General features: G+C 73.0%; 21 protein-coding genes and 1 pseudogene. 8 read left to right on the forward strand and 14 right to left on the reverse strand.

Annotated elements, in window-relative coordinates:
- Positions 1 to 4: 4 nt before the first annotated feature.
- From KWI83_RS11805 to KWI83_RS11825, 5 genes are read right to left on the reverse strand one after another with little or no spacing between them, the layout of a single operon-like run.
- Positions 5 to 1,246: an MFS transporter gene (locus KWI83_RS11805; protein WP_218514274.1), complete on the reverse strand. Its 1,242-nt coding sequence runs from the start codon at positions 1,244 to 1,246 to the stop codon at positions 5 to 7.
- Complete coding sequence (locus tag KWI83_RS11810; protein ID WP_218514526.1) at positions 1,230 to 2,276, reverse strand: mandelate racemase/muconate lactonizing enzyme family protein; 1,047 nt, start codon at positions 2,274 to 2,276, stop codon at positions 1,230 to 1,232. The genes KWI83_RS11805 and KWI83_RS11810 overlap by 17 nt, the downstream gene beginning before the upstream one ends.
- Positions 2,277 to 2,287: 11 nt before the next feature.
- Positions 2,288 to 3,367 carry a PLP-dependent cysteine synthase family protein gene (locus KWI83_RS11815; RefSeq protein WP_218514275.1) on the reverse strand — a complete coding sequence of 360 codons (1,080 nt, stop codon included), beginning with the start codon at positions 3,365 to 3,367 and terminating at the stop codon, positions 2,288 to 2,290.
- A complete protein-coding gene (locus tag KWI83_RS11820; RefSeq protein WP_218514276.1) occupies positions 3,364 to 4,191 on the reverse strand; it encodes a Rossmann-like domain-containing protein in 828 nt (275 codons plus the stop codon). The genes KWI83_RS11815 and KWI83_RS11820 overlap by 4 nt, the downstream gene beginning before the upstream one ends.
- Entirely contained in the window at positions 4,188 to 5,444 is a 1,257-nt protein-coding gene (locus KWI83_RS11825) for an ATP-grasp domain-containing protein (protein WP_218514277.1), read from the reverse strand. The genes KWI83_RS11820 and KWI83_RS11825 overlap by 4 nt, the downstream gene beginning before the upstream one ends.
- A 148-nt stretch (positions 5,445 to 5,592) precedes the next feature.
- Between KWI83_RS11825 and KWI83_RS11830 the strand changes: the two genes are divergently transcribed.
- Together KWI83_RS11830 and KWI83_RS11835 are read left to right on the forward strand one after the other, a co-directional pair.
- A complete protein-coding gene (locus KWI83_RS11830; protein ID WP_218514278.1) occupies positions 5,593 to 7,089 on the forward strand; it encodes an alpha/beta hydrolase in 1,497 nt (498 codons plus the stop codon).
- Between the two features lie 169 nt (positions 7,090 to 7,258).
- Positions 7,259 to 7,747 (forward strand): GNAT family N-acetyltransferase, encoded by a 489-nt coding sequence (locus KWI83_RS11835; RefSeq protein ID WP_218514527.1) that lies wholly within the window; start codon positions 7,259 to 7,261, stop codon positions 7,745 to 7,747.
- A 62-nt stretch (positions 7,748 to 7,809) separates the two neighbouring features.
- On the opposite strand, the gene KWI83_RS11840 is transcribed toward KWI83_RS11835, so the two are convergent.
- Positions 7,810 to 9,264 (reverse strand): glyceraldehyde-3-phosphate dehydrogenase, encoded by a 1,455-nt coding sequence (locus KWI83_RS11840; RefSeq protein WP_218514279.1) that lies wholly within the window; start codon positions 9,262 to 9,264, stop codon positions 7,810 to 7,812.
- A gap of 210 nt (positions 9,265 to 9,474) precedes the next feature.
- On the opposite strand from KWI83_RS11840, the pseudogene KWI83_RS38420 reads away from it, so the two are divergent.
- Both KWI83_RS38420 and KWI83_RS11845 read left to right on the forward strand, forming a co-directional pair.
- Positions 9,475 to 9,621: pseudogene (locus KWI83_RS38420) on the forward strand (MFS transporter); the annotation flags it as partial.
- Between the two features lie 116 nt (positions 9,622 to 9,737).
- A complete protein-coding gene (locus tag KWI83_RS11845) occupies positions 9,738 to 10,478 on the forward strand; it encodes a maleylpyruvate isomerase family mycothiol-dependent enzyme (RefSeq protein ID WP_218514280.1) in 741 nt (246 codons plus the stop codon).
- A gap of 21 nt (positions 10,479 to 10,499) precedes the next feature.
- On the opposite strand, the gene KWI83_RS11850 is transcribed toward KWI83_RS11845, so the two are convergent.
- Positions 10,500 to 10,895: a MarR family winged helix-turn-helix transcriptional regulator gene (locus KWI83_RS11850; protein ID WP_218514281.1), complete on the reverse strand. Its 396-nt coding sequence runs from the start codon at positions 10,893 to 10,895 to the stop codon at positions 10,500 to 10,502.
- A gap of 327 nt (positions 10,896 to 11,222) precedes the next feature.
- Between KWI83_RS11850 and KWI83_RS11855 the strand changes: the two genes are divergently transcribed.
- Positions 11,223 to 11,507, forward strand: a complete 285-nt coding sequence (locus KWI83_RS11855; protein WP_218514282.1) for a DUF6332 family protein — start codon at positions 11,223 to 11,225, stop codon at positions 11,505 to 11,507.
- Here the strand turns inward: KWI83_RS11855 and KWI83_RS11860 are convergent.
- The 3 genes from KWI83_RS11860 to KWI83_RS11870 all read right to left on the reverse strand — a co-directional run bounded on the left by KWI83_RS11860 (position 11,468) and on the right by KWI83_RS11870 (position 15,111).
- A complete protein-coding gene (locus KWI83_RS11860; protein ID WP_218514283.1) occupies positions 11,468 to 12,133 on the reverse strand; it encodes a response regulator transcription factor in 666 nt (221 codons plus the stop codon). The genes KWI83_RS11855 and KWI83_RS11860 overlap by 40 nt on opposite strands.
- Positions 12,130 to 13,347: a sensor histidine kinase gene (locus KWI83_RS11865; protein ID WP_218514284.1), complete on the reverse strand. Its 1,218-nt coding sequence runs from the start codon at positions 13,345 to 13,347 to the stop codon at positions 12,130 to 12,132. The genes KWI83_RS11860 and KWI83_RS11865 overlap by 4 nt, the downstream gene beginning before the upstream one ends.
- 513 nt (positions 13,348 to 13,860) lie before the next feature.
- The gene (locus KWI83_RS11870; RefSeq protein WP_218514285.1) at positions 13,861 to 15,111 is read right to left on the reverse strand and encodes a geranylgeranyl reductase family protein; all 1,251 of its coding nucleotides are present in this window, start codon (positions 15,109 to 15,111) and stop codon (positions 13,861 to 13,863) included.
- A gap of 191 nt (positions 15,112 to 15,302) precedes the next feature.
- Between KWI83_RS11870 and KWI83_RS11875 the strand changes: the two genes are divergently transcribed.
- The gene (locus KWI83_RS11875) at positions 15,303 to 16,658 is read left to right on the forward strand and encodes a dipeptidase (RefSeq protein ID WP_218514286.1); all 1,356 of its coding nucleotides are present in this window, start codon (positions 15,303 to 15,305) and stop codon (positions 16,656 to 16,658) included.
- 275 nt (positions 16,659 to 16,933) lie between these two features.
- Here the strand turns inward: KWI83_RS11875 and KWI83_RS11880 are convergent, their stop codons facing one another.
- The 3 genes from KWI83_RS11880 to KWI83_RS11890 all read right to left on the reverse strand — a co-directional run bounded on the left by KWI83_RS11880 (position 16,934) and on the right by KWI83_RS11890 (position 19,705).
- Complete coding sequence (locus tag KWI83_RS11880; protein ID WP_218514287.1) at positions 16,934 to 17,974, reverse strand: NUDIX hydrolase; 1,041 nt, start codon at positions 17,972 to 17,974, stop codon at positions 16,934 to 16,936.
- Between the two features lie 142 nt (positions 17,975 to 18,116).
- Positions 18,117 to 18,347, reverse strand: coding sequence for a hypothetical protein (locus KWI83_RS11885; RefSeq protein WP_218514288.1), 231 nt, complete (start codon positions 18,345 to 18,347; stop codon positions 18,117 to 18,119).
- 404 nt (positions 18,348 to 18,751) lie between these two features.
- Positions 18,752 to 19,705, reverse strand: a complete 954-nt coding sequence (locus KWI83_RS11890) for an ROK family protein (protein ID WP_218514289.1) — start codon at positions 19,703 to 19,705, stop codon at positions 18,752 to 18,754.
- A gap of 189 nt (positions 19,706 to 19,894) precedes the next feature.
- Here KWI83_RS11890 and KWI83_RS11895 point away from each other — a divergent pair, with 189 nt between their 5' ends.
- Positions 19,895 to 20,932 carry a LacI family DNA-binding transcriptional regulator gene (locus KWI83_RS11895; RefSeq protein WP_218514290.1) on the forward strand — a complete coding sequence of 346 codons (1,038 nt, stop codon included), beginning with the start codon at positions 19,895 to 19,897 and terminating at the stop codon, positions 20,930 to 20,932.
- A gap of 7 nt (positions 20,933 to 20,939) precedes the next feature.
- Complete coding sequence (locus KWI83_RS11900) at positions 20,940 to 21,755, forward strand: hypothetical protein (protein ID WP_218514291.1); 816 nt, start codon at positions 20,940 to 20,942, stop codon at positions 21,753 to 21,755.
- Here KWI83_RS11900 and KWI83_RS38425 read toward each other — a convergent pair.
- Positions 21,701 to 24,085, reverse strand: a complete 2,385-nt coding sequence (locus KWI83_RS38425; protein WP_308122034.1) for a protein kinase — start codon at positions 24,083 to 24,085, stop codon at positions 21,701 to 21,703. The two genes, KWI83_RS11900 and KWI83_RS38425, sit on opposite strands and share 55 nt — an antisense overlap.
- Positions 24,086 to 24,167 lie beyond the last annotated feature (82 nt).

Consider the following 24,167-nt stretch of genomic DNA (forward strand, 5'->3'; position numbering starts at 1 on the left):
CTCCTCAGGCCGGGGCCGGTACGGCCGTCTTCGACGGGGTCGGCAGCGCGTTCCGCCGGTGCAGCAGGGCCACGCCGAGCGCGGAGGCCAGCCCGAAGCAGGCGCAGCACACCCAGGGCAGCCAGGAGGCGCCGTCCTCGCCGGTGTCCATGGCCCAGCCGACGACGGTGTTGCCGAGGGCGGCGGCGATGCCGGAGACGACGTAGAAGATCCCGTAGTAGGTGCCGGTCAGCTCGGGGCGGCCGAAGCCGGGGATCAGCTCCATCACGAACGGGGAGGCGATCATGATGCCGACGTAGAGCATCAGGGTGCCGAGCAGGACCGGTACGACGTCGAGGAACCCGGCGGAGGTGGTGTGCGCCACGGTGGCCGGCGGCAGGAAGGCCAGGCCCATCAGCGTCAGGCCTGCGCAGATCCAGCGGGCCCTGCTGCCGCGCTGCTTGAGGGCGCGGGTGAGGCGCAGTTGCAGGGTGAGGTTGACGAGGGTGCCGACGAGGAAGACCAGGCCGGCCGCGCCGTCCCAGCCGGTGGCCTGCCGGGCGCCGGACGGCAGCAGCAGGTAGAGCTGGTTCTCCAGGGTGAACATGCCGACCATGGCCAGCGCGAACGCCAGGAACGCGCGGTTGCCGACGACCTCCCGCCAGTCGGCGAGAACCCCGCCCTTGCTCGGCTCGACCTTCCGCGCGGGCAGGACCAGGGCCTGCGCGACGGTGAGGACCGCGAAGATCGCGGCGGCGGTCAGAGCGGAGGTGCGGAAGTCGACGAGCAGGAGCAGGCTGCCGAGCAGCGGTCCGATCAGCGCGCCGGTCGTGGCGAACACGTTGAACAGCGCGAACGCCTCCGCCTTGCGCTCCCCCGACTCCTGGGCGAGGTAGGCCCGCACGGCGGGGTTGAACAGCGCTCCGGCAAGACCGCTCAGCACGGACGCGGCGAGCAGTACGGCCAGCCCGTCGCCGAGCGCGAACAGCCCGAACCCGACGGTCCGCAATGCGCACCCGGCGATGATGACGCCCCGGGCGCCGAGCCGGTCGGCGGCGGAGCCGCCGATGATGAACAGGCCCTGCTGGCTGAGGTTGCGCACGCCGAGGACGATGCCGACGACGGCCGCCGACATGCCGAGGTTCTCGGTGAGGTGGGTGGCGAGGTAGGGGATGAGGAGGTAGAAGCCGGTGTTGACGCCGAGCTGGTTGACCAGCAGGAGGCGTACGGCGAGCGGGAACCGGCGCATCTCATGCCACGTCTTCACGCGCCACCTCCTCGATGCCGAGCCCCGGCAGGTCGCTTGCGCGGACGAAGCCGTCGGCGCCGCCGATGCCGGTCCACGGGTCGTGCGCGAGCAGCAGGTGTCCGTCGAGGTCGGCCCAGCGGGCGCGGTCGGCGAGGTGGACGGCGGGGGCGAGCCCGAGGGTGCTGGCGGTGAGGCAGCCGAGCATCAGCGCGGTGCCGCTGCCCTCGATGGCCTCGGCGATGCGCAGGGCCGCGTGGACGCCGCCGCACTTGGCGAGCTTGACGTTGACGCCGTGCACGCGTCCGGCGAGGCGGCGGGCGTCGTCGAGGCTCACGGCGTCCTCGTCGGCGATGACCGGCAGGGGGGAGCGCTCGGCGAGGGCGCCCAGCGTCTCCGGGTCGCCGGGGGCGAGGGGCTGTTCGACGGCTTCGACGCCGAGGTCGGCGAATCTCCTGAGCAGGGCGTCGGCCTGTGTCGGCGTCCAGGCCCCGTTGGGGTCGAGGAGCAGCCGGGCGCGCGGAGCGGCGTCGCGGACGACGCGGACCCGCTCGATGTCGTCCTCGGGGTCGGGGGTGCCCGCCTTGACCTTGATGACCTCGAAACCGGCGGCGGCCAGGCGCCTGGCCTCGGCGGCGGCGTGCAGGGGCGCGCAGATGCCGATGGTGCGGGCGGTGGCGGCCACGGGGGCGGCAGCGGCGCCGAGGAGACGGTGGACGGGGGTGCCCGTCCGCCGGCCGACCAGGTCGAGGAGCGCGGACTCGACGGCAGCGGTGACGGCGGGCGGAGTGTCCCCGGCCAGCTCCCCTGCCCGCAGCGCCTCAAGGGCGCTCTCCGGCTCGGTGAAGCGGTGCAGGTCGACGGCCGCGATGAGCCGTCCGAGCCGGTCGGCGTCGAGGCCGTAGTACACGCTGCTGACGGCCTCTCCATGGCCGTACAGCCCCTCGTGTCCGATGGTCAGCCACACGGCGTCGCGTGCGGACATGGTGGAGCGGGAGATGCGCAGCGGCTCGGTGAGGTCGAGGCGTACGGTGCGCTGGGTGGCCTTCAGCCGGGTGGCCTTCACTGGTGTACTTCCGGGGAGTCGAGCGGGTCGGTGACACGGGTGCAGCGCACCCATCCGGTGGCCTCGGCGGCGCGCGGGTGGGGTATCTCGACGGGCCGCCGGGCCGCGGTGGCGGGGTCGATGCCGTGCGCGGTGGTGAAGTCGTCGTCGAAGACCGTGCCGAGGTAGCGGTGCGGGCCGTCGGGGAAGACGGTGGCGACCACCGCGCCCGGGTGGACGCGGGCCGCCCAGGCGGCGACGAGCGCGACCGCGCCGGTGCTCCAGCCGCCGGTGACGAAAGCGCCCCGGGCGAGTCGGCGGCAGCTGTCCACCGCCTCGGCGGGGCCGACCCAGTGCACCTCGTCGAAGGCGTCGTAGGCGACGTTGCGCGGATGGATGCTGCTGCCCAGGCCGCGCATCAGCCGGGGCCGGGCGGGCTGGCCGAAGATCGTCGAGCCGGTCGCGTCGACGCCGATCAGCCGCAGGGCCGGCCAGTGCCGGCGCAGCGGGCCGATGAGGCCGGCGCTGTGGCCGCCGGTGCCGACGCTGCACACCAGGACGTCCAGATGGTCGAGCTGGACGGCGAGTTCGGCGGCGAGTGAGGCGTAACCGGCGGTGTTGTCGGGGTTGTTGTACTGGTCCGGCCAGTACGCGTCGGGCAGGTCGGCGAGCAGCTCCCGCAGCCGGGCGAGGCGGGCCGCCTGCCAGCCGCCCTGCGGGGCGGGCCGGTCGACGATCTCCAGCCGCACGCCGTGGGCGCGCAGCAACTGCCGCATGGACGGCTCCAGTTCGCTGTCGCCGACCAGCACCACGGGGTGGCCGAGGGCCTGTCCCGCGAAGGCGAGGCCGAGGCCGAGCGTCCCGGACGTCGACTCCACGACCGGCGCCCCGGGCCGCAGCTCGCCGCGCTCGCGGGCGCCGAGCATCATCGACACGGCGGCCCGCGCCTTCATCCCGCCCGCCGCGAGCCCTTCGAGCTTGGCCCAGAAACCGGGGTGCGGGCCGGGCAGTTCGGCGCCGATCCGGACGACCGGCGTACGACCGAGGAGGTCGAGCAGCTCAGGGCGCGCCGGGGCGCGTACGGCGGTCGTGGTCATCGGTCGCCCTCACGGTAGCGGTGGATGACGCCGGGCCCGCCGTCCAGCCAGAAGAAGGGGTACGGTTCCGCGCACACCGCGCTCACACCCTGACCGAGGAAGCGGGGCAGGACGGCACTGCCGGTCTGGGCGAACATCACGAGCTGCTTGCCGTGCCGCAGCGCGTGCGTGCGCAACGGGTCGAAGGTGCCGTTGCCCAGCGTCATTCCGGAGACGAGCAGCGCGTCGCAGCGGTCGGCGGCGCCGAGGGCGTCCGTGACGACCGGCTCCTCCCACTCGGTGACCCCGCCCTTGAGGTCGCAGGGTATGTAGCCGATCCCGCGTGCACGCAGCGCCTCCAGCAGCGAGTTGACGACCCCGACGACCAGCACGGTCGCCCCGGCCGGCAGATCGAGCAGCTCCACGACGGCACGCGCGCGGGCCCGCGACTTCGCCAGCGAGGACCCGGCGGGCAGTCGCACCGGGTCCGCCCCGTGGTCGGGCGTGTGCGGGGTGACCTGCATCAGATAGGCGTCGAGCGCCGCCACGCGCACCGGCAGCAGCGGGTGGTCCAGCAGCCGGGCCACGTCCGCGCCCACACAGTCGTCGAGGGCGGTCTCGGGCAGCGCCCCGGGTTCGACGGCGCAGGAGCCGACGGCCTCGGCGAGGCGCAGGCTGAGGACCTCGTTGCGGTAGCCGGTGCCACGCCCGGAGTGCCGTACGGCCTGCCGGGTGGTGAAGGCGACGGCGATCCGCTGCGTGGCGGGGTCGGGGCCGAGTTCTCCGGCCCGGACGCGGTCCACGAGGTCGGTGAGTGTCCGGTACGTCGCCATGTCGACGGTCATCGGATCACCAGCCCGGCGCGCAGCTTGGCCAGCAGGGCCTCGACGCGGTCGCGGGCGCCGGGCCCGTCGGCGTCACCGGCCATGACGTGTCCGAGGTACTCGTTGTTGCTGCCGGCCGCCTTCACCGTCCTGCCCGGCTCGGCGAGCTGGACCTCCAGCACGCCGGGGGCGTCGTGGAGTCCGGTGCCGTCGAGGGCTTCGAGGGTGCCCGCGGTGTCCGGCACGAGGAAGCCGATGGCGGCGCTGCGCAGCCCCGTGTCGGTGCGGCGCAGGTCGGGGGTGCGGCCGAGGGCGACGTCGACGAAGGCGGCGGCGAGGTCGATGCCGGTGACATGGCGGACCAGCTCGGTGATGCGGTTGCCCGCGGGGCGCGGGTTGACCTCGACGACCCGCGGCCCGGCGGACGTCAGCTTGACCTCGGTGTGCGCGACCACGCCGTCGGTCAGCCCGAGCGCCTTCAGGGCACCCAGCGCGGTCTGCTCGGCGGCCTCGGTGTCGGCGGGGCTGAGGGCGGCCGGGAACATGTGGCCGGTCTCGATGAAGGCGGGCGCGCCGCCGATGCTCTTGTCGGTCACGCCGACGACGTGCACCGCGCCGCCGTGCGAGACGGTCTCGACGCTCACCTCGGGCCCGTCCAGCAGTTCCTCAAGGAGCACGACGGGCGCCCGCCGCTGTCCGCGCGCGTTGACCGGGAAGTCGGCCAGCGCCCGGAAGGCGGCGGCGAGTTCCGCCTCGTTGTCCACGCGCCGTACGTACATGCCCGCGCACAGGTCGACGGGCTTGACGACCAGCGGGTAGCCGATCTCCCGTGCGGCCCGGGCGATGTCCGCCCACTCCTCGTGGACGGCGAAGCGCGGCTGGGGCAGTCCGGCGTCGGCGAGGATGCGGCGGGTGGCGTCCTTGCGGCAGGCGTTCCCGACCGCTTCCGGGCCGGGCCCGGGCAGGCCGAGGCGTCCGGCGATCCGGGCCGCTGTCGGCAGGTAGTAGTCGCAGGATGTGAGCACGCCGTCGAAGCCCAGCACCGCGTGCAGCCGTTCGACCTCGGGCAGCAGTGCCTCGGGGTCGTTGGTGTCGGCGGTGACGATGTTGCGGGCGCCCAGCAGCGGATGCGCCGTTCCCTCCGGCGCCGACCGCAGATAGTGGTGCAGGTCGCGAGTGAGGAACGTGAACTCGTGACCGTCCTCCCGAATCGCGCGCGGCAGCAGCCTGCTCATCGAGCCGACCCAGCTCTCGACCACCAGCAGATGACCCACAACTCCCCTTTTCAGGCGCAGTAGTTCTGATGTCAGGGCAGCCCGACGGGGCCCCTGTTCGGGCAGGGCGCCGGGTTGTGCGCAGGCAACGGTAGCGACAATGATTCCCATTGTCATCTGATCATCCGACACTTGTCCGGAGTGCTCCGTGCCTCTCCCCTCACGCCGCACGGCCCTGCTGTGCGCCCTCGCGGCCGGCGCCGCGACCCTCTTCCCCGCGAACCCGGCGCAGGCCGCCCCCACCCCCGGCCTCCGCTTCGGCGCCTGCCCGGACTCCGTGCCCGCCCCGCCCGCGCCGGACCGCGTCGAGTGCGGCACCATCGCCGTACCGCTCGACTGGAACCGTCCACAGGGACGGCGTGTCGAGATAGCCGTCTCCCGCGTCCCCGCCACGGGCACGCCCGCCGAACGGCGTGGCATCCTGCTGGTCAACCCCGGCGGACCGGGCGGCTCCGGGCTGCCCTACGCGGTGACGAAGCGCGTCAGACTCCCTGAGAGCGTGCGGCGTTCGTACGACGTCATCGGCTTCGACCCGCGCGGCGTCGGCCACAGCGCCCCCGCCGACTGCGGTCCGATGGGCGGCCTCTTCGACAGCCCGGGCGCGGACCCGGTGCCGGTGGGCCCGACCGCGGAACGCGCCTATCTCGCCTCGCTCCGCGACATGGCCGACGACTGCGCCAGGGGCGCGTCCGGCGTCCTGCCGTATCTGTCCACCGAGCAGACCGCGCACGACATGGACGCCGTCCGGGCCGCGCTCGGAGAGCCGTCGACGAGCTTCCTGGGTGTGTCGTACGGCAGTTATCTCGGCGCGGCGTACGCGGCCCTGTTCCCGCACCGGGTGGGCCGTATGGTCCTCGACAGCGTGGTGGGGCCGTGGAGTTGGTACGCCTTCGACGTCGTCCAGAGCCGGGCGCTGCTGCGGCAGCGCGACACGTTCTACGCCTGGACGGCCGCGCACGCGGACCGCTTCGGGCTGGGCGGTCGAACGGCGGACGTCCGTGAGGCCTATCTGCGGGTGCGGCGCGGGCTGGCGGAGCGGCCGGTGGAGGGTTTCGGTGCGGCGGAGTTCGACCGGGCCGTCTACCGCGCGCTGGGCCGCACCGAACGCTGGTCGGGACTCGCCGACGGTCTGCGTGCCTATCTGCGGGACGGCACGGTGACGGGCCTGCGCCCGGCCTCACCCTTCGAGAGCGCGTCCTCGCGCAACTACGAGGCGGCGAACCGGATCGTCAAGTGCGCGGACGGGCCCGCGCCCACGCCGGCCCGCGTCCTGACGGACATCCGCCGCATCCGCCGTGTCGACCCCCAGCCGGTCCTGACCGGCATGGAGGCGTCGACCTGCGCGTACTGGCGGTACCGACCCGCCCACCGCACCCCCCTCGGCAGCCCGGACGCGCCACCGCTGCTGCTGGTGGCCTCGGCGCACGACCCCGTCACACCCGTCGCGGGGGCGCGGGAACTACGACGGCTCCTGCCCGGCTCGCGGCTGGTGACGCTGGAGAACGACTACTCGCACGGTGTGTTCGCCAGCCGGGGGAACACGTGCGTGGACGACACGGTGGCGGCGTATCTGGTCGGCGGGGCGGTTCCGGCGGGGGATGTGAGGTGTACGGGGCCGGGGCTGCCGGAGCCGTCAGCACGATGACGGGCCGTCACCCGCAGGTGAAAACGGTTTTCATCTAGCTGCTAGGGTGACGCACACATCGGCCGGAGCACGCCAGAGAAACAGGAGAGCCCCCGTGAGCAACACCCAGCACCACGCGTACACCGTGCGCCCCGCGACCCCGGCCGACGTGGAGGGCGCACGCCGCGTCATGCTCGACACCTTCTACCGGGAGTTCGGGTACGGGTACGTACCCCAGTGGCACCGGGACGTGCTGGACATCGAGGGCACGTACCTGGACGACCCCCGCCATCTGCTCCTGGTCGCGGTGCTGGACGGCGAGGTCGTCGCCACGACCGGCGTCCGCTCGGCGGGGCCCGCCCATCCGCCGCACCCGCGCCGGCTCGCCGAGCAGTACCCGTCGGGCAGCACCGCCCAACTGGTCCGCGTGTACGTCCACCCCGACCACCGGCGGCGCGGACTCGCCCGCACCCTGGTCGAGACCGCCTGCGACTTCGTCGCCGACACGCCCGGCTACGAGCGCATCTATCTCCACACCAACGTCAACGTCGAGGGCTCGGAGCCGTTCTGGCGCGGCCTGGCCAAGGAGATCTTCGACGCCCGGACCACGGGTGAACACGGTCCGGGCGTCGCGACGGTGCACTTCGAGATCCCGATGCCGGCCGGCGGGCCGAGGTAGCCCGCGGGTCGGCGTCGGGATCGGGCCACGGGCCGCGGCAACCGGCCGGGCCCGTGCCCGGATCAGGCGACCGGTGCCGGATAGGTCGGGTACTCGACCCCGGAGACGTGCTGGACGACGCGGACGACCTGGCAGGAGTAGCCGAACTCGTTGTCGTACCAGAGGTAGAGGATCGCGTTGTCGCCCTCGACCTTGGTGGCGCCGGCGTCGACGATCGAGGCGTGGCGCGAGCCGATGAAGTCGCTGGAGACCGCGTCGGGGGCGGTGATGAAGTCGATCTGGCGCTTGAGCGGCGAGGTCAGCGACACCTCGCGGAGGTGGTCGAGGACCTCCTCGCGGGTGGTCTCGCGGGCGAGTTGCAGGTTGAGGATCGCGATCGAGACGTCCGGCACCGGCACGCGGATCGAGCTGCCGGTGATCTTCGTCTTGAGGTCGGGCAGCGCCTTGGCGACGGCGGAGGCGGCGCCGGTCTCGGTGATGACCATGTTGAGCGGCGCGGAACGGCCCCGGCGGTCGGCCTTGTGGTAGTTGTCCAGCAGGTTCTGGTCGTTGGTGAACGAGTGGACCGTCTCCACGTGGCCGCGCAGCACGCCGAACTCGTCGTCCATCGCCTTCAGCGGCGGGACGATCGCGTTGGTGGTGCAGGACGCGCAGGACAGGATGTCCTCGTCCGGCTTGAGGGTGTTGTGGTTGACGCCGTGCACGATGTTGGGGACGTCGCCCTTGCCGGGGGCGGTCAGCACGACCTTGGCGATGCCCGGCTGGAGGTGCTTGGACAGGCCCTCGCGGTCGCGCCACTTGCCGGTGTTGTCGATGAGGATGGCGTCCTTGATGCCGTACGCCGTGTAGTCCACCGACGTCGGGTCGTCGGAGTAGATCACCTTGATCTCGTTGCCGTTGGCGAGGATCGTGCTGTTCGCCTCGTCGACGGTGATCGTGCCCTGGAACTGGCCGTGGATGGAGTCGCGGCGCAGCAGCGAGGCACGCTTGACGAGGTCCTCGCCGGACCGCCCGCCGCCGCCCCGGACGACGATGGCGCGCAGCCGCAGGCCGTTGCCGGAGCCCGCCTTCTCGATCAGCAGGCGGGCGACGAGGCGACCGATGCGGCCGAAGCCGTAGAGGACGACGTCGCGCGGCTCGCGGCGCTCGATCCTGTTGGCGCCGGTGGCACCGGCGACGGCCTCGGCGGTGAACTCCTCGACGCTCAGGCCGCGGTCGTCGGCCATGTACGTGGCGGCGAGCATGCCGATGTCGATCTGGGAGGGGCCGAGGTCGAGGGTGGTGAGCGCCTGCAGGAACGGCATCGTCTCGGTGACCGAGAGCTCGGCACCGGCGATCTGGCGGGCGAACCGGTGGGCTTTGAGGATGCTGATGACCGACCTGTTCACCAAGGAGCGGCTGTGCAGCAGGACGGTGACATCCCGCTCGCGATGCAGCTTCCCGATGATCGGAATCATCGACTCCGCGATCTCCTCGCGGTTCTTCCAGTTGGTGAACGAGTCGTCGTTGACAGTCACGGGCCTATCTTTCGAGCTAGGTGGCGCTCATATGCTAACCACACCGCCGATTCGGTCATTCACCCGGTGGTCGGGTGGGGTTCTCCGGCCCCGCGGTGACACGCCCCGAGCGCGTCGGCGACGGTGGCGGGTCCGTTCCCCGGCAGCACACGGCCCGGTCTGCGGACGGCGAGGACCATCGAACCGACCTCATTCCGTGCCGCACACAACGCACGCCTCGGCTTCGCGGTCGCCGGGCTGGCCCTCGCCAAGCTCCTCCCCGTCGCCGTCGAACGTGCGGGCGCGCCCGCCGGTCCCGGCGGCGTCGCCACCGCCTCGACACCCGGACACGGCGGGATGCTGCTCGGGCCGCCCGCACATCGGGTTCGCCACGCGCAGGATGGCCGGGGGCTGACGAGAAAGCCCGCAACTCGGGGCGTTAGCCGAGAAAAACGCTCCCCCTCGACCGCACTCCATACGGCAGACTCATCGGCATGGAGACCGCCGACTTCATCAGCACCCTCGACCGCGAGGGCCGGTTGCTTGCCACGGCCGCCGCCGAGGCCGGGACCGACGCCAAGGTGCCGACCTGCCCGGACTGGCAGGTCAGGGATCTGCTGCGGCACACCGGCATGGTGCACCGCTGGGCGACCGGCTTCGTCGCCGAGGCGCGGACCTCGTACCAGCCCGGAGGCGAACTGCCCGACCTGGACGGCGAGGACCTGCTGACCTGGTATCGGGAAGGGCACCGCCGACTCGTCGACACCCTCACCGCCGCGCCACCCGACGTGCGGTGCTGGCAGGTGCTGCCCGCCCCGACCCCGCTCGCGTGCTGGGCGCGGCGGCAGGCGCACGAGACGACGGTGCACCGCGTCGACGCCGAGGCGGCGCGCGGCGGTGCGAACGCGGAGATCGCCCGCGACTTCGCGGTGGACGGCATCGACGAACTGCTGCGCGTCTTCCACGCCCGCCGCAAGAGTGCCGTGCGCACCGAGGAGCCCCGGGTGCTGCGGGTGCGGGCGACCGACGTGGACGACGCGGTGTGGACCGTACGGCTGTCCACGGAACCGCCGGTGACGGTACGGGACGACGCCGGTGCCGCCGACTGCGAGATCGGCGGACCGGCCGTACGGCTGTATCTCTCGCTCTGGAACCGGCAGCCGTTCCCCGAGGTCGGCGGGGACAGCGCGTTGGCCGATCTGTGGCGGGAGAAGTCCGGGATCGTCTGGAGCTGACGCCCGGCCCCGTGATGTGGGTCAGTCCGCCAGCATCCGGGACAGCACCGCCCGCTGCACGGGCAGCACCTCGCCGTGCAGGGCGCGCCCCTTCGCCGTGAGCGCCACTCGGACACCACGCCGGTCCTCGGGGCACATGGCGCGTTCCACGAGCCCGTCCTTCTCCAACCGGGCGATCAGCCGGGACAGCGCGCTCTGGCTGAGGTGGACCCGCTCGGAGATCTCCTGGACGCGGAGGGAGCAGGCGCCGGTGTCGGCCGTGGAGCCGGAAGCGAGCACATCGAGGACCTCGAAGTCGCTGGCGCACAGGCCGTGTTGGTGCAGTGCGCGGTCTATCTCGCACTGCGTGCGGGAGTGCAGGGCCAGGATGGCCCGCCACTGCTCCACAAGCGCCTGCTCGGCCTTCTTCGCCGCCATGGCCGCACCGTAGCAGAGAAGTGAATTCCTTGCGTCAGCATTAAATGTGCTTGCATTGGGATGCATGCGCATGCAGTAGCAGTGTTCCGTGTCATGACCTCTCCGCTCACCACCTCGGCGTCCGAGGGACGCTGGCGGGGCCTGGCACGCACGCTCGCCATCGCGGGCGGCCCGGCGCCTTGCGATCGCACGCTCCCCCACGCTCGAACGGGCTTCGCCCTCCGGGCGGACGACGGGGAATGTGACGACAGGGCCCAGGGACGTCTCCGGGGTGCGCCCGGCGGGGCCTGCTTGCTCCGTCGGGCGCACGCATGTTTGATGCGGGTCATGGAGACTTACGGGGGACGGCGTACGCAGGCCGAGCGGGATGCGATCACCGTCGAGATCGGGTACGCGCTGTGCAGCGCGGCCTTCGCGGCGGCGGTCGTCGTCGGGGCGGTCGCCGGTCCGGCGTGGCTCTTCGCACTGCCCGGCGTGGTGGAGACCTCGCTGATCCGGGCGGGACTGGTCCTCGGGCCGGTGCTGTTCGTCGTGCGGGTGATCGCCGTGCTCGTCCGTTTCCGGCAGGCGACTCAGCCGAGCCAGCCCGGTCGCACCAGCCCCGACTCGTAGGCCAGCACCACCAGTTGGGCCCGGTCCCGCGCGCCCAGCTTCACCATCGTGCGGCTGACGTGCGTCTTCGCAGTGAGGGGGCTGACGACCAGGCGGCGGGCGATCTCCTCGTTGGACAGGCCGATGCCGACCAGGGCCATCACCTCCCGCACCCGCTCGGTGAGTGCGGCGAGGGCGTCGGCGGCCGCGGGCTCCTTGGAGCGGGCCGCGAACTCGGCGATCAGCCGCCGTGTCACGCCCGGTGAGAGCAGCGCGTCGCCCGCGACCACCGCCCGTAGCGCGCGCAGGAGTTCGTCCGGCTCGGTGTCCTTCACCAGGAATCCGGAGGCGCCGGAGCGGATCGCCTCGAAGACGTACTCGTCCAGTTCGAAGGTGGTCAGCATGGCCACCTTCACGTCATTCAGAGCCGCGTCCTCGATGATCCGGCGGGTCGCGGCCAGGCCGTCGAGGACGGGCATCCGGATGTCCATCAGGACGATGTCGGGCCGCAGTTCGCGCACCGCACGCAGCGCCTCCTCACCGTCGGCGGCCTCCCCGGCCACCTCGATGTCCGGCTGCGCGTCCAGCAACGCCTTGAAACCGGCCCGGACCAGGGACTGGTCGTCGGCGAGAGTTACCCGGATCACCGGTCGTCGTCCTTCCTCGTCAGCGGCAGGGTGGCGAGCACCCGGTAGCCGCCGTCGGGTCGCGGGCCCGCCTCGATGGTGCCACCCAGCGCGGCCGCCCGCTCCCGCATTCCGGCCAGTCCGTTGCCGCTGCCGCCCGCGTCGGCGCCGGTCGCCGGTCCGTCGTCGTCGACGCGCAGTCGCAGCGCGCCGCCCGTCTGATCGAGGTGCACGCACGCGTGCCGCGAACCGGAGTGCCGTACGACATTGGTGAGGGTCTCCTGGACGATCCGGAACGCGGCGAGGTCCGTCCCGGGCGGCAGACGGGGCGCCTCGCCCTCGACCGTCACCGTCAATCCCGCGCTCGCCGCCTGTTCGACCAGCTCGGGCAGCCGGTCCAGGCCGGGCGCCGGAGCGCGCGGCGCGTCCCCCGGCGTGCGCAGGGTGTCGAGCACCTGACGGACCTCGCCGAGCGCCTCCTTGCTGGCGTCCTTGATGGCGGAGAGCGCGGTGCGCGCCTGCTCCGGGTCGCTGTCGAGGAGGGCGAGACCGACGCCCGCCTGCACATTGATCACGGAGATGCTGTGCGCGAGCACGTCGTGCAGTTCGCGCGCGATCCGCAACCGCTCCTCGTCCGCCCGCCGCCGCGCCGCCTGCGCCCGCTCGGCCCGCTCCCGCGCCCACTGCTCCCGCCGGGTCCGGGCCAGCTCCGACAGCGCCACGACCGCCACCACCCAGGTGGCGGTCACGATCTCCTGCGTCCACGAGGCGGGCGCGTCCCCGGACGGCGGCAGCCACCGGTACAGCCAGTGCGCGACCAGCACATGCGCCGCCCACAACATCCCCAGCGCCGCCCAGGCGGCCCTGCGATGCCCCGCGACGATCGCGCCGAAACAGGCGACGGCGACGGTGAGCAGCACGGGCCCGTACGGATACCCGGCGCCCAGATACACCGCGACGACCACCGCGTTGCCGAACACCACGGCCACCGGGAACCGCTGCCGCCACAGCAGCACCCCCGCCGCCACCACCAGCAGCACGCGCGCGAAGGGGTCGAGCGCCGCCCGCTCCCCCTCCTGGGCGTGCGCGGCGAAGGTCGACCCCATGAGCACGAAGGCGGTGAGCAGCACGGTGGAACGCCACGGCCACCGGCCCGGCCGCTCCTCGTCCCAGCGGCCCGGCCACGGCGGCCCGTGCCGCCACCACCCGCCAGACCGTCCCCACTGCTCCGCCATGCCCGCCACGCTAGACCGCCCCACGCCGCCCGGCGTCAGCCGGGCGAGGTGATCACACGTACTCCCCCCGAAGTACGTCCTCCCTCTCCCCACCCCCTCCCGGACCCGCAGCGCGCGCAGCCGCCTCCGCGCCCACCAGTTCGCCCGCCCGCGGGCCGCCCCGCCACCGGCAGCAGCACGAACCGGATGAGGGAGGCGTGGAGACGATGGGCGCGGACCCGGGGCCCGCGCTCCGGTCCCTGCATGCGCGGATCCTGCGTCAGGACCCGGACTTGCTGCCGTCGCCGCCGGTGTCGCCGCCGCTGCCCTGACGGCCCGGCGCGGCGCGGCCTCCTGCGGAAGGACGAGGCCGACGATGTGGGCGAGCTGAGCGACGGCATGCCGGAAGAACGGCCCGCGGTCCTCCACGGTCCCCACCTCGGGTGGCAGGAAGGGCGCGAGATCGGCGGCCATCCGCACCGCCTCCGGCCGCAACTCCTCCGGCGGGCACCACGGACACCGGCGCCACAGACCTCAGGAGCTGACCTCGCCGGTCTCAGCCGTCGCACCGCCCACCGGACGGCGGTCCAGCGCGGTCAGGGCGCGCTGCGCCATGGGATGGGTGCGGACGATCTCGCCCAGGGACGTGGCGCCCCGCGTGATGTCCATGAACGCCTTCCACGCCGGCCGGAACCCGGTCAACGCCGCGTGGAAGAGCCCGGGCCGCCGCTCGAACACCGTCAGCATCCGCCTGCCGACCGCCATCTCCACACCGAGCCCGGCCTTGATCGCGAACGCGTAGTTCAGGGCCTGCCGACGCGTGTCCACCGCGTCGTGCGCCTCCGCGATCCGCACCGCCCACTCCCCCGCGAGCCGCCCCGACCGCAGCGCGAACGAGATGCCCTCCCGCGTCCACGGCTCCAGCAGCCCCGCCGCGTCCCCGCACACCAGCACGCGCCCGCGCGACAACGGTGAGTCGTCGGCGCGGCAGCGGGTCAGGTGCCCGGAGGAGATGCTCGGCTCGAAACCGGCGAGTCCCAGCCGCCCGACGAAGTCCTCCAAGTACCGCTTGGTCGCGGCGCCTTCACCGCGCGCGGAGATCACCCCGACCGTCAGCGTGTCGCCCTTGGGGAAGACCCACCCGTAACTGCCCGGGATCGGCCCCCAGTCGATGAGGACCCGCCCCTGCCAGTCCTCCGCGACCGTGTCCGGCACCGGGATCTCCAGCTCCAGGCCGAGATCCACCTGGTCGAGCTTGACCCCGACGTGTGCGCCTATCCGGCTGGCGCTGCCGTCCGCGCCGACCACGGCCCGCGCCAGCAGCGTCTCACCGCCCTGCAGCACGACGGCGACCGTACGCCGGTCCGGCACCGCCGCCCCATGCTGCTCGACCCGCGACACCGTGACGCCCGTACGCAGCTCGGCTCCCGCCTTCTGCGCGTGCTCGACGAGCTGCTGGTCGAACTCGGGCCGGTTGATCAGCCCGAAGAGCATCTGCTTGGAGCGCCGGGTACGGCTGAAGCGGCCGTTGTTGGCGAACGTCACCGCGTGCACCCGGTCCCGCAGCGGCAGTTCGAACCCGGGCGGCAGCGCGTCGCGCGAGGGGCCGATGATCCCGCCGCCGCACGTCTTGTAACGGGGCAGCTCGGCCTTCTCCAACAGCAGCACACGCCGTCCCGCGACCGCCGCCGCGTAGGCCGCCGAGGCCCCCGCGGGTCCCGCGCCCACCACGACGACGTCCCACACCTGCCGCCCGTCGTCCGCCGAAGAGTTCTCGCTGCTCACGATGGTCTACTGCTCCCGATCCGCCGCCTGCCGATCTGTCCCCCGCATCCTACGGCGATGATCGCCGCAGGCCGCTGTGGGAGGATCGGCACCGTATGCGCCCCGCACACCGGGACGCGCCCACACGGCATCTGCCGACCGCGCAGACCCGTACAGAGAAGTACAACGTCGCACCCACGAGGAGCGTGCCCATGTCGTCGAATCCGGTCGCCGAGACCGTCGCCTCGCTGATGCCCAGGGCGAAGGCGGAACTCACCGAGCTGGTGGCCTTCAAGTCGGTGGCGGACTTCGACCAGTTCCCGCGCAGTGAGAGCGAGGGCGCCGCGCGCTGGGTCGCGGACGCGCTGCGCGCCGAGGGCTTCGAGGACGTGGCGCTGCTCGACACCCCGGACGGCACGCAGTCGGTGTACGGCTACCTGCCCGGCCCGGCGGGCGCGAAGACCGTGCTGCTCTACGCCCACTACGACGTGCAGCCGCCGCTGGACGAGGCCGGCTGGACCACCCCGCCCTTCGAGCTGACCGAGCGGGACGGCCGCTGGTACGGCCGCGGTGCCGCCGACTGCAAGGGCGGCCTGATCATGCACCTGCTGGCACTGCGCGCGCTCCGGGCCAACGGCGGTGTGCCCGTGCACGTCAAGGTGATCGCCGAGGGCTCGGAGGAGATGGGCACGGGCGGACTGGAGCGGTACGCCGAGGAGCACCCGGAGCTGCTGGAGGCCGACACGATCGTGATCGGCGACGCGGGCAACTTCCGTGTCGGACTGCCCACGGTGACCTCGACGCTGCGCGGCATGACGCTCCTCCGCGTCCAGGTCGACACGCTCGCGGGCAACCTGCACTCCGGCCAGTTCGGCGGCGCCGCGCCGGACGCGCTGGCCGCGCTGGTCCGCGTACTGGACTCGCTGCGCGCGGAGGACGGGTCGACGACGGTCGACGGGCTGGCCGCCGAGGAGCGGTGGGACGGGCTGCAGTACGACGAGGAGCAGTTCCGCAAGGACGCCAAGGTGCTGGACGGGGTCGGGCTGATCGGCTCCGGTACGGTCGCCGACCGGATCTGGGCGCGTCCGGCCGTGACCGTGCTCGGCATCGACTGCCCGCCGGTCGTCGGCGCCACCCCGTCCGTGCAGGCGAGCGCCCGCGCGCTGATCAGCCTGCGGGTGCCGCCGGGCGTGGACGCGGCCGAGGCGACCAAGCTGCTCCAGGCGCACATCGAGGCGCACACGCCGTGGGGCGCGCGGGTGAGCACCGAGCAGATCGGCCAGGGCCAGGCATTCCGCGCGGACACGTCCAGCCCGGCGTACCAGGCCATGGCCGACGCGATGGCGGTGGCGTACCCGGGTCAGGAGATGCAGTACGCCGGCCAGGGCGGCTCCATCCCGCTGTGCAACACCCTCGCCGCCCTCTACCCGCGCGCGGAGATCCTCCTCATCGGCCTGAGCGAGCCGGAGGCCCAGATCCACGCCGTGAACGAGAGCGTGTCCCCCGAGGAACTGGAACGGCTGTCCGTGGCGGAGGCACTCTTCCTGCGCAACTACGCGGCGAGCTGAGCGCTCGCTGCCGCCTGTCCCCGCGGAGAGCTCGCGACCGACCGGCTCGGGCCGGATGCCGGTGGGCCGACCGTGGCTCCTCGGTCGCGCACTTGTCCCGGGCCTTCCAGCGGCAGGTGCGAAACGGCAGCCGGGGGGCGAGTCGATCGGGTCGATCGGCGAGGGCACGCCCCCGACCGGCCCGATGCACTCGCGCGCCCCGGTGCGGTCCGGATCGGCCTCGGGGGGCGGCCGACAGCAGGGGGCACCGGCCGCGGTAGGGCGGACGCCCGCCCTCAACCGACCGGGACCCCCGCCTCCAGATACAGCGCCGCCCCGCGTTCCCGGGCCCGCAGCGCCCAGCGCAGCCGCTCGTAGCGGACCGGCGGCAGCAGACCGGCCGCCTCTTCTTCGGTGACGAAACGCCAGCCGCGCAGTTCGGGACCGGGCAGCAGCAACTGCCGCGCCTCCGCGGAGTCGAGGCTGCCGCCGTCGAAGAGGAGGCGCAGACCGCCGTACCCGGGAGGCGCGGGCGACTCCCAGTCGACGACGAGCAGGCGCGGTACGTCGTCCAGGTGGATCCCGGTCTCCTCGGCGACCTCGCGGATACCGGCGCGGGCGGGCGCCTCACCCGGTTCGACGACTCCGCCGGGGAACTCCCAGCCCGCCTTGTAGGTCGGGTCGACGAGCAGCACGCGGTCCTGTTCGTCGAAGAGGAGGACGCCGGCGGCGAGTGTCTCGGCGGTGGGTTCGGGGGTCTGCACGATGTCGCAGACGGGCACGGCACCGGAGTTGACGGCCTCGGCGATCCGGGCGGCGGTCTCGTACGGGGTGAGGGCGCCGTTGTCGATGGGGTGGGCGTCGGCGGTGAGCCAGGAGGCGAGGGCGGCCTTGTACGGCTCGATGTGGTCGTACGACCACTGCCGGGCCCGTATCTCGCCGTCGGTCAGGTCCTGCGGTATCTCACGGTCGGCTATCCGCTCGCGCAGGATCGTTTCGGCCGGGGCGAGCAGGACATGGCGGACGGTGATCCGGCGGGCTGCGAGACCGCCGAAGATCTCGTCGCGGTACTCCTGGCGCAGCAGGGTCATGGGCACGACGAGCGTGCCGCCGAGTTCGGCGAGCATCGCGGCCGCCGTGTCGATGACAAGGCGTCGCCAGATCGGCAGATCCTGGAAGTCGCCGACCTCGGCGAGGCGTTTGGCCGGCAGCAGGTGCGTGAGTGTGCCGCCGATGACCTCGGGGTCGAAGAGCGTGCTGTTCGGGATCAGGTCGATCAGTTCCCGTGCGGTCGTGGTCTTCCCCGCACCGAACGCGCCGTTGATCCAGACGATCACGGTTCCCCCTCTTCTGTTGGCCCCCTGTGCCTTGCCCGCTTCACCCTGCCACGGAAACCAGCCCCAGTTGAGGGTGCACAAGCGGAAGCGCCGGCACCCCTTGTGCGGGGCCCGGCGCTTCGCCGTATCGCTGTCCGCTGCCTCAGTGGGCCTTGTGACCCTGCTTGCCGCTGTTCTTGACGCTCTGGTTGCCACCCGTGCCGCCGTGGTCCAGCCGCAGGTTTTCGTTGGCGAGGGTCTTGTCGAGCTTACTGAGGGTGTCCCCGACGTCGAGGTTGCCCAGCCCGTCACCCACGGCGTGGGAAGGGGTGACCGCCGCGACGACGAAACCGGTGGCGAGGGAGGCGATGGCGAGCATGCTGCGCTTCTTCATGCCCGATCAACTGACGGACCCGGTCCGGGGTCACGCACCAATACCGCTCCGTGAGTTGTTCGGCTGTCCGGGAAGGCCGGGTGTGACTCCAAAGCGGCTTCCGTCCCCCGGTGGCTCCGGTGGAGGGGCCGCCCGGATCTCCGGACGCCCGGCCGCGCTTTGCGCGTCGCGTACGGAGCTGACGGCGGGTGCCCCGGACAGAACGGGCGTTACCCGACGCTGAGGAGACGCCCACGGCCGACCGCGCAGACCGCCTCTGGGTCGGTATCGACACCGACCGTCGCATCGACGACCAGCACGCCGAAGACCCTGCCGAGATCGCGAAACCCTTGACTCGGCCATGAGGACTCCACCGACCCCGGCCGCCACCATGGACCCGGCTGAACGTTCCTGCCGACGTTTCCTCACACTCCTGCCGCCGCGGCGTCCGCCCTGTGGCCCAGCACTGCCGCGGCGGCCCCCACCAGCCCCGCGTCGGTGCCCATCTGGGCGGGCACCACGGTCAGGCGCTGGACGAACGACAGGGTCGCGTAGTCGGCGAGGGCCTTGCGCAGGGGCGTGAAGAGCACGTCACCCGCCTTGCCCACGCCCCCGCCGATCACGGCGATGTCGATCTCGACCAGGGCCGCGGTCGCCGCGATGCCCGCGGCCAGGGCCTGCGCGGCACGTGCGAAGGAGGCCACGGCGACCGGGTCGCCCGCGCGCGCGGCCGCGGCCACCGCGGCGGCCGAGGTGTCGCCGTCGGGGCCCGGCAGCCAGCCGTCCTCCAGGGCGCGGCGGGCGATGTTGGGGCCGCTGGCGATGCGCTCCACGCAGCCACGGGAACCGCACGGGCAGGGGGCCCCGTCGAGATCCACGCTGATGTGGCCGATGTGGCCGGCGTTGCCCGTGGGGCCGGGGTGGAGGCGGCCGTTGAGGACCAGGCCGCCACCGACGCCGGTGGAGACGACCATGCACAGCGCGTTGTCGTGGCCGCGGGCCGCGCCCTGCCAGTGCTCGGCGGCGGTGATGGCCACGCCGTCGCCGATCAGCTCGACGGTCAGCCCGCCGGTCGCCGCCCGGACCCGGGCCACCAGCGGATAGTCACGCCAGCCGGGCACGTTCACCGGGCTGACCGTGCCCGCGGAGGCGTCCACCGGGCCCGCGCTGCCGATGCCGACCGCGTCGGCACGGCCCCACAGCGGCGAGGCGGTGAGTTCGCCGATCACCTCCTCGACGGCCCGCATCACGGTGTCGCCGTCCTGCTGGGCGGGCGTGGGGCGCTGGGCGCGCACCACGATCCGGCCGCCGCCGTCCACCAGCGCGCCTGCGATCTTGGTGCCGCCGATGTCGAGCGCGGCCACGAGGTCGGTGTGCATCTGTGTCGGATCCCCCGTCACCTTGGGAAATGGGCTGGCCGGCCCAGCGGTGGGGCGCGGGCCGGGGAGTGCGCTGGACAGTCTCTCCCGCTTCTGACAACGTTGTCCAGGCTCTATGCTCGACGCCACATCCTCATACAAACCATGGACCGACGCATCCCCGTGGATCACAGGACAGGACACCGCACCGTGCCCGAGACCCATCGCCTCGCCGGAACGCGCTACGGAAACCGGCCCACCATGAAGGACGTAGCGGCCCGCGCCGGAGTCGGACTGAAGACGGTCTCCCGGGTCGTGAACGGCGAGCCGGGCGTGACCCCGGAGACCGAGCGCCGCGTCCAGAAGGCCATCGAGGCGCTCGGTTTCCGCCGCAACGACAGCGCGCGGGTGCTGCGCAAGGGCCGTACGGCGAGCATCGGGCTGGTCCTGGAGGACCTCGCCGACCCGTTCTACGGCCCCCTGAGCCGCGCCGTGGAGGAGGTCGCCCGTGCGCACGGCGCCCTGCTGATCAACGGCTCCAGTGCCGAGGACCCCGAGCGCGAGCAGGAGCTGGTGCTCGCGTTGTGCGCGCGGCGGGTGGACGGGCTGGTGGTCATCCCTGCGGGTGACGACCACCGCTATCTGGAGCCCGAGCTGAAGGCGGGCGTCGCCACGGTGTTCGTGGACCGTCCGGCCGGGAAGATCGACGCCGATGTCGTCCTGTCGGACAGCTACGGCGGCGCCCGGGACGGCGTCGCCCACCTGATCGCGCACGGGCACCGGCGGATCGGGTTCATCGGCGACATGCCCCGCATCCACACCGCCGCCGAGCGGCTGCGCGGCTACCGGGCGGCCATGGAGGACGCCGGCATACCGGTCGAGGACGCCTGGATGTCCCTGGGGGCCACGGATCCGCTGCGGGTGCGGCGGGCGGCCGAGGAGATGCTGTCCGGTCCCTCGCCCGTCACCGCGATCTTCGCGGGCAACAACCGGGTGACGGTCACCGTGATCCGGGTCCTTGCCGAGCATCCGCGCCGGGTGGCGTTCGTCGGGTTCGACGACATCGAGCTGGCCGATCTGCTCCAGCCGGGTGTCACGGTCGTCGCGCAGGACGCGGCGGCGCTGGGCCGCACCGCCGCCGAGCGGCTCTTCCGCCAGCTGGACGGCTCGCCGGCCGTGCCGGAGAAGATCGAACTGCCGACCCGGCTGATCACCCGCGGCTCGGGCGAGCTGCCGCCGGCGGACTGAGCGGCCCGTGGACGACCGCGCGCAGCCACTTGAGGACCGCACCCTGGAGGCGCTCGGGCTTGCCGAGGCGCCTCGCGAGCAGCCGCTGAGCTATCCGGGGGCCTGGCCCCGGGAGTCGGGGCTGCTGGATGGCGACCGGCTGCTGCCGCTGGAGCGGCTGGTGCACGAGGACCGCACGCCGGTGCTCGCCGTCGGCTCCAACGCCTGCCCCGGCCAACTGCGTCACAAACTGCGCGAGTCCGGGATCCGGTCCCCCGTCCCGATGGTGAAGGCCCGGGTCACCGGCATCGACGTGGGTGTCTCCGCGCACGTCAGTCGCATGGGGTATGTCTCCGCGTCGCCGGTCCACTCGCCCCTGGCCTTACGGGAGTTGTTCGTCATCTGGCTGGACGCCGAGCAGCTGGCGGTGGTGGACGCGAGTGAGGGCGTGCCCCTGCCGCGCGGCAACTTCGACCGGGCCTGGCTGCCCGCGCCCGACGTACGGATCGAAGTGGCGGACGGTACGACGCTGCCGGGCGCGTATGTGTACGTCAACCGGCACGGCGTCCTCCGTGACGGCACCGAGGCGCCCCGCAGCCACCCCGGCCAGCGTGCGCTGCTGACGGAACTCCTCGTTGGTCTGCCCCGGTTGCGGGAGCTGTTCGGTTCGACGCCCGAGCAGTTCTGTGCGCGGGCGCGGGCCGACCGGTGGTTGTGCGTGCGGGGTACGCGGCTGTTCGCCGAGGAGAAGCTGGTGACGGCGTCCGGGCTGGAACGGTACGTGCGGGCTCAGCAGAGCGGGAGGCCGGGTACCGGGGCGTCGTTGTCGCCGCCCCGGATGTAGACGGCGCTGACGTAGACGTCGGCGTTGCCGCTGTCGTCGTCGGTGCGGCCCCACCAGACGTTGGTCCACTCGCCGTAGGTCTCGCGGCGGCCCAGGTTCTGCTGGCAGTAGAAGTAGTTGGTGCCCGCGTTGAGGATGCCGACCTCGGTGCCGGAGGTGGTGTAGGACTTGGCGGTGCGCCAGACCGTGCAGTTGTACTTGCCGCCGCCTATGGAGTGGCAGGACGGCGGTGGGGTGGTCTCGGTGCCGCCGCCGCCCGTCGTACTGCCGCCCCCGGTGGTCCCGGCCCCGGTCGTCTGTGACGGGGACGGCTTGGGCGCTGCCGTGTCCTTGGGAGCGGGCTCGCCCTCCTCGCCGGTCGACTGCTCCGCGGTCGGTGTCTTCTTGCCGTCGGCGCCCTGCTCGGAGGGCGTGGCGTCGGCCGAACGGCCGCCCTCGGTGCGAACCGAGGGGGCGGGCGTGGCACGGGCGGCGGATTCGGTGGGCCGCGCATCTGCCGTCGCCTCGCCCGAGCCGTTGTCGAGCATGACGACCGTGACACCGGCTGCCGCGAGCACAACCACGACCACGGCAGCGGCGAGCAGCGCACGGCCCTTGCGGCGGGGTGGGGTGACGGCCATGGGGCCGGTGGGGGCGGAGGCGGTGGGCGGGGTTGGGCCGGAGGGGGCGGGGGTGCCGAATGCCTGCGGGGTGGGGGCAGGGGCGGTGTGCGCGGGGTAGCCGTAGCGCTGCGGGCCAGAAGCCGTCTGCGCAGGCGCACCATAGCCTCGGGTGCCAGAATCCGTCTGCGCAGGCGCACCATAGCCTCGGGGGCCAGAATCCGTCTGTGCGAGCCCGCCAATGCCCTGGGGGTCGGGGCCGGTCGCGGCGAGGGCGCCAGAGCCCTGAGGATCGGACCCAGCCTGCGCCAGCCCACCAAAGCCCTGAGGATCGGGGCCAGTCTGCGCGGGCGCACCAAAGTCCGGCGGCTCGGACCCAGTCTGCGCGGGCCCGCCACTGCCCTGAGGGTGGGGGCCGGTCGCGGCGAGGGCGCCAGAGCCCTGCGGCCCGGACCCAGCCTGCGCGAACTCACCAAACTCCTGCGGCCCGGACCCAGCCCGCGCCAGCCCACCAAACTCCTGCGGCCCGGACCCAGCGCGTGCGGGCGCGCCAAAGTCCCGATGGCCAGAACCGTTCTGCGGGGGCTCGCCGAAGCCCTGAGGGCTCGGCGCCGTGTGCTCGTCAGAGGCCTGCGGCCCACGACCCGTCTGGGCGGTCTCGCCGATGCCCTGCGGGCCCGACCCGGTCTCCCCGCCGACCGCCTGCCCGCCGGTCCCGCCCTGCGCCGCCCCACCCGGCGCCCCCTGAACCGGCCCGAACCCCGGCGGTATCGCCGGAACACTCAGTTCCGTCTCTGGTCGGCCCGGCGGGTCCTCGCGCGAGAGCGTCCCCGCCGCTCCGCCCCGCAGCAGCGCCGTCGGTATGTCGGTGGCAGGTGAGTCCGCGACTTGCTGCAACAGCTCCCGCGCCTCCTCCGCCTCCGGTCGGGACTCCGGGCGTTTGTCCATGAGGCGGCGCAGGAGGGGGCCCAGGGGACCGGCGCGCTGCGGTTCCGGCAGGGGCTCGGCCACGATCGCGGTGAGGGTCGAGTACGTCGACGTACGGCGGAACGGGGAGGCGCCTTCGACGGCGGCGTACAGGGTGGCCCCGAGGGCCCAGACGTCGGAGGCGGGGCCGGGGTCGGCGCCCTGGGCTCGTTCGGGGGCCAAGTAGTCGAGGGAGCCGACGAGTTCGCCGCTGCGAGTGAGGTGGGTCGCCGAGCCGTCGCCGGGGTCCTCCATCGTCGCTATGCCGAAGTCCGTGAGCAGCACCCGCCCCGAGCGGTCCAGCAGGATGTTGCCCGGCTTGACGTCACGGTGCAGCACACCGACGCGGTGGGCGGCGGCCAGCGCGTCCATGACCTTGGCGCCGATTCCGGCGGCCTCGCGCGGGTCGAGGGTGCCGCGGTCGCGCAGTACGTCGTCCAGGGAGGGGCCGTCGACCAGCTCCATCACGATCAGCGGGCGGCCGTCGACCTCGGCGATGTCGTGCACGGCGACGACGCCGGGATGCCGCACCCGGGCGGCGGCGCGGGCCTCGCGCTGCATCCGCAGCCGCAGGTCGGCCAGTTCGGGCCCGGCGGCGTCGGTGTAGGTGCGCAGTTCCTTGACAGCGACCTCACGGCCGAGGACCTCGTCGACCGCTCTCCAGACCACGCCCATGCCACCCCGGCCGAGCTGCGCCACCACGCGGTAGCGTCCGGCCAGCAGCCGACCGGCCCGGTCCGCCCGTCCGTACTCCCCCGAAGACACCGCTGCCCCGTTCCTACGTCAGTACGACATGTGCATGAGTGCCGTACAGACTACGGGGCAGCACCGACAACCAGGCCCTCAG

Origin of the sequence: Streptomyces sp. TRM70350 (genome assembly GCF_019219825.1) — a bacterium.
In the GTDB taxonomy this organism is placed as follows: domain Bacteria; phylum Actinomycetota; class Actinomycetes; order Streptomycetales; family Streptomycetaceae; genus Streptomyces.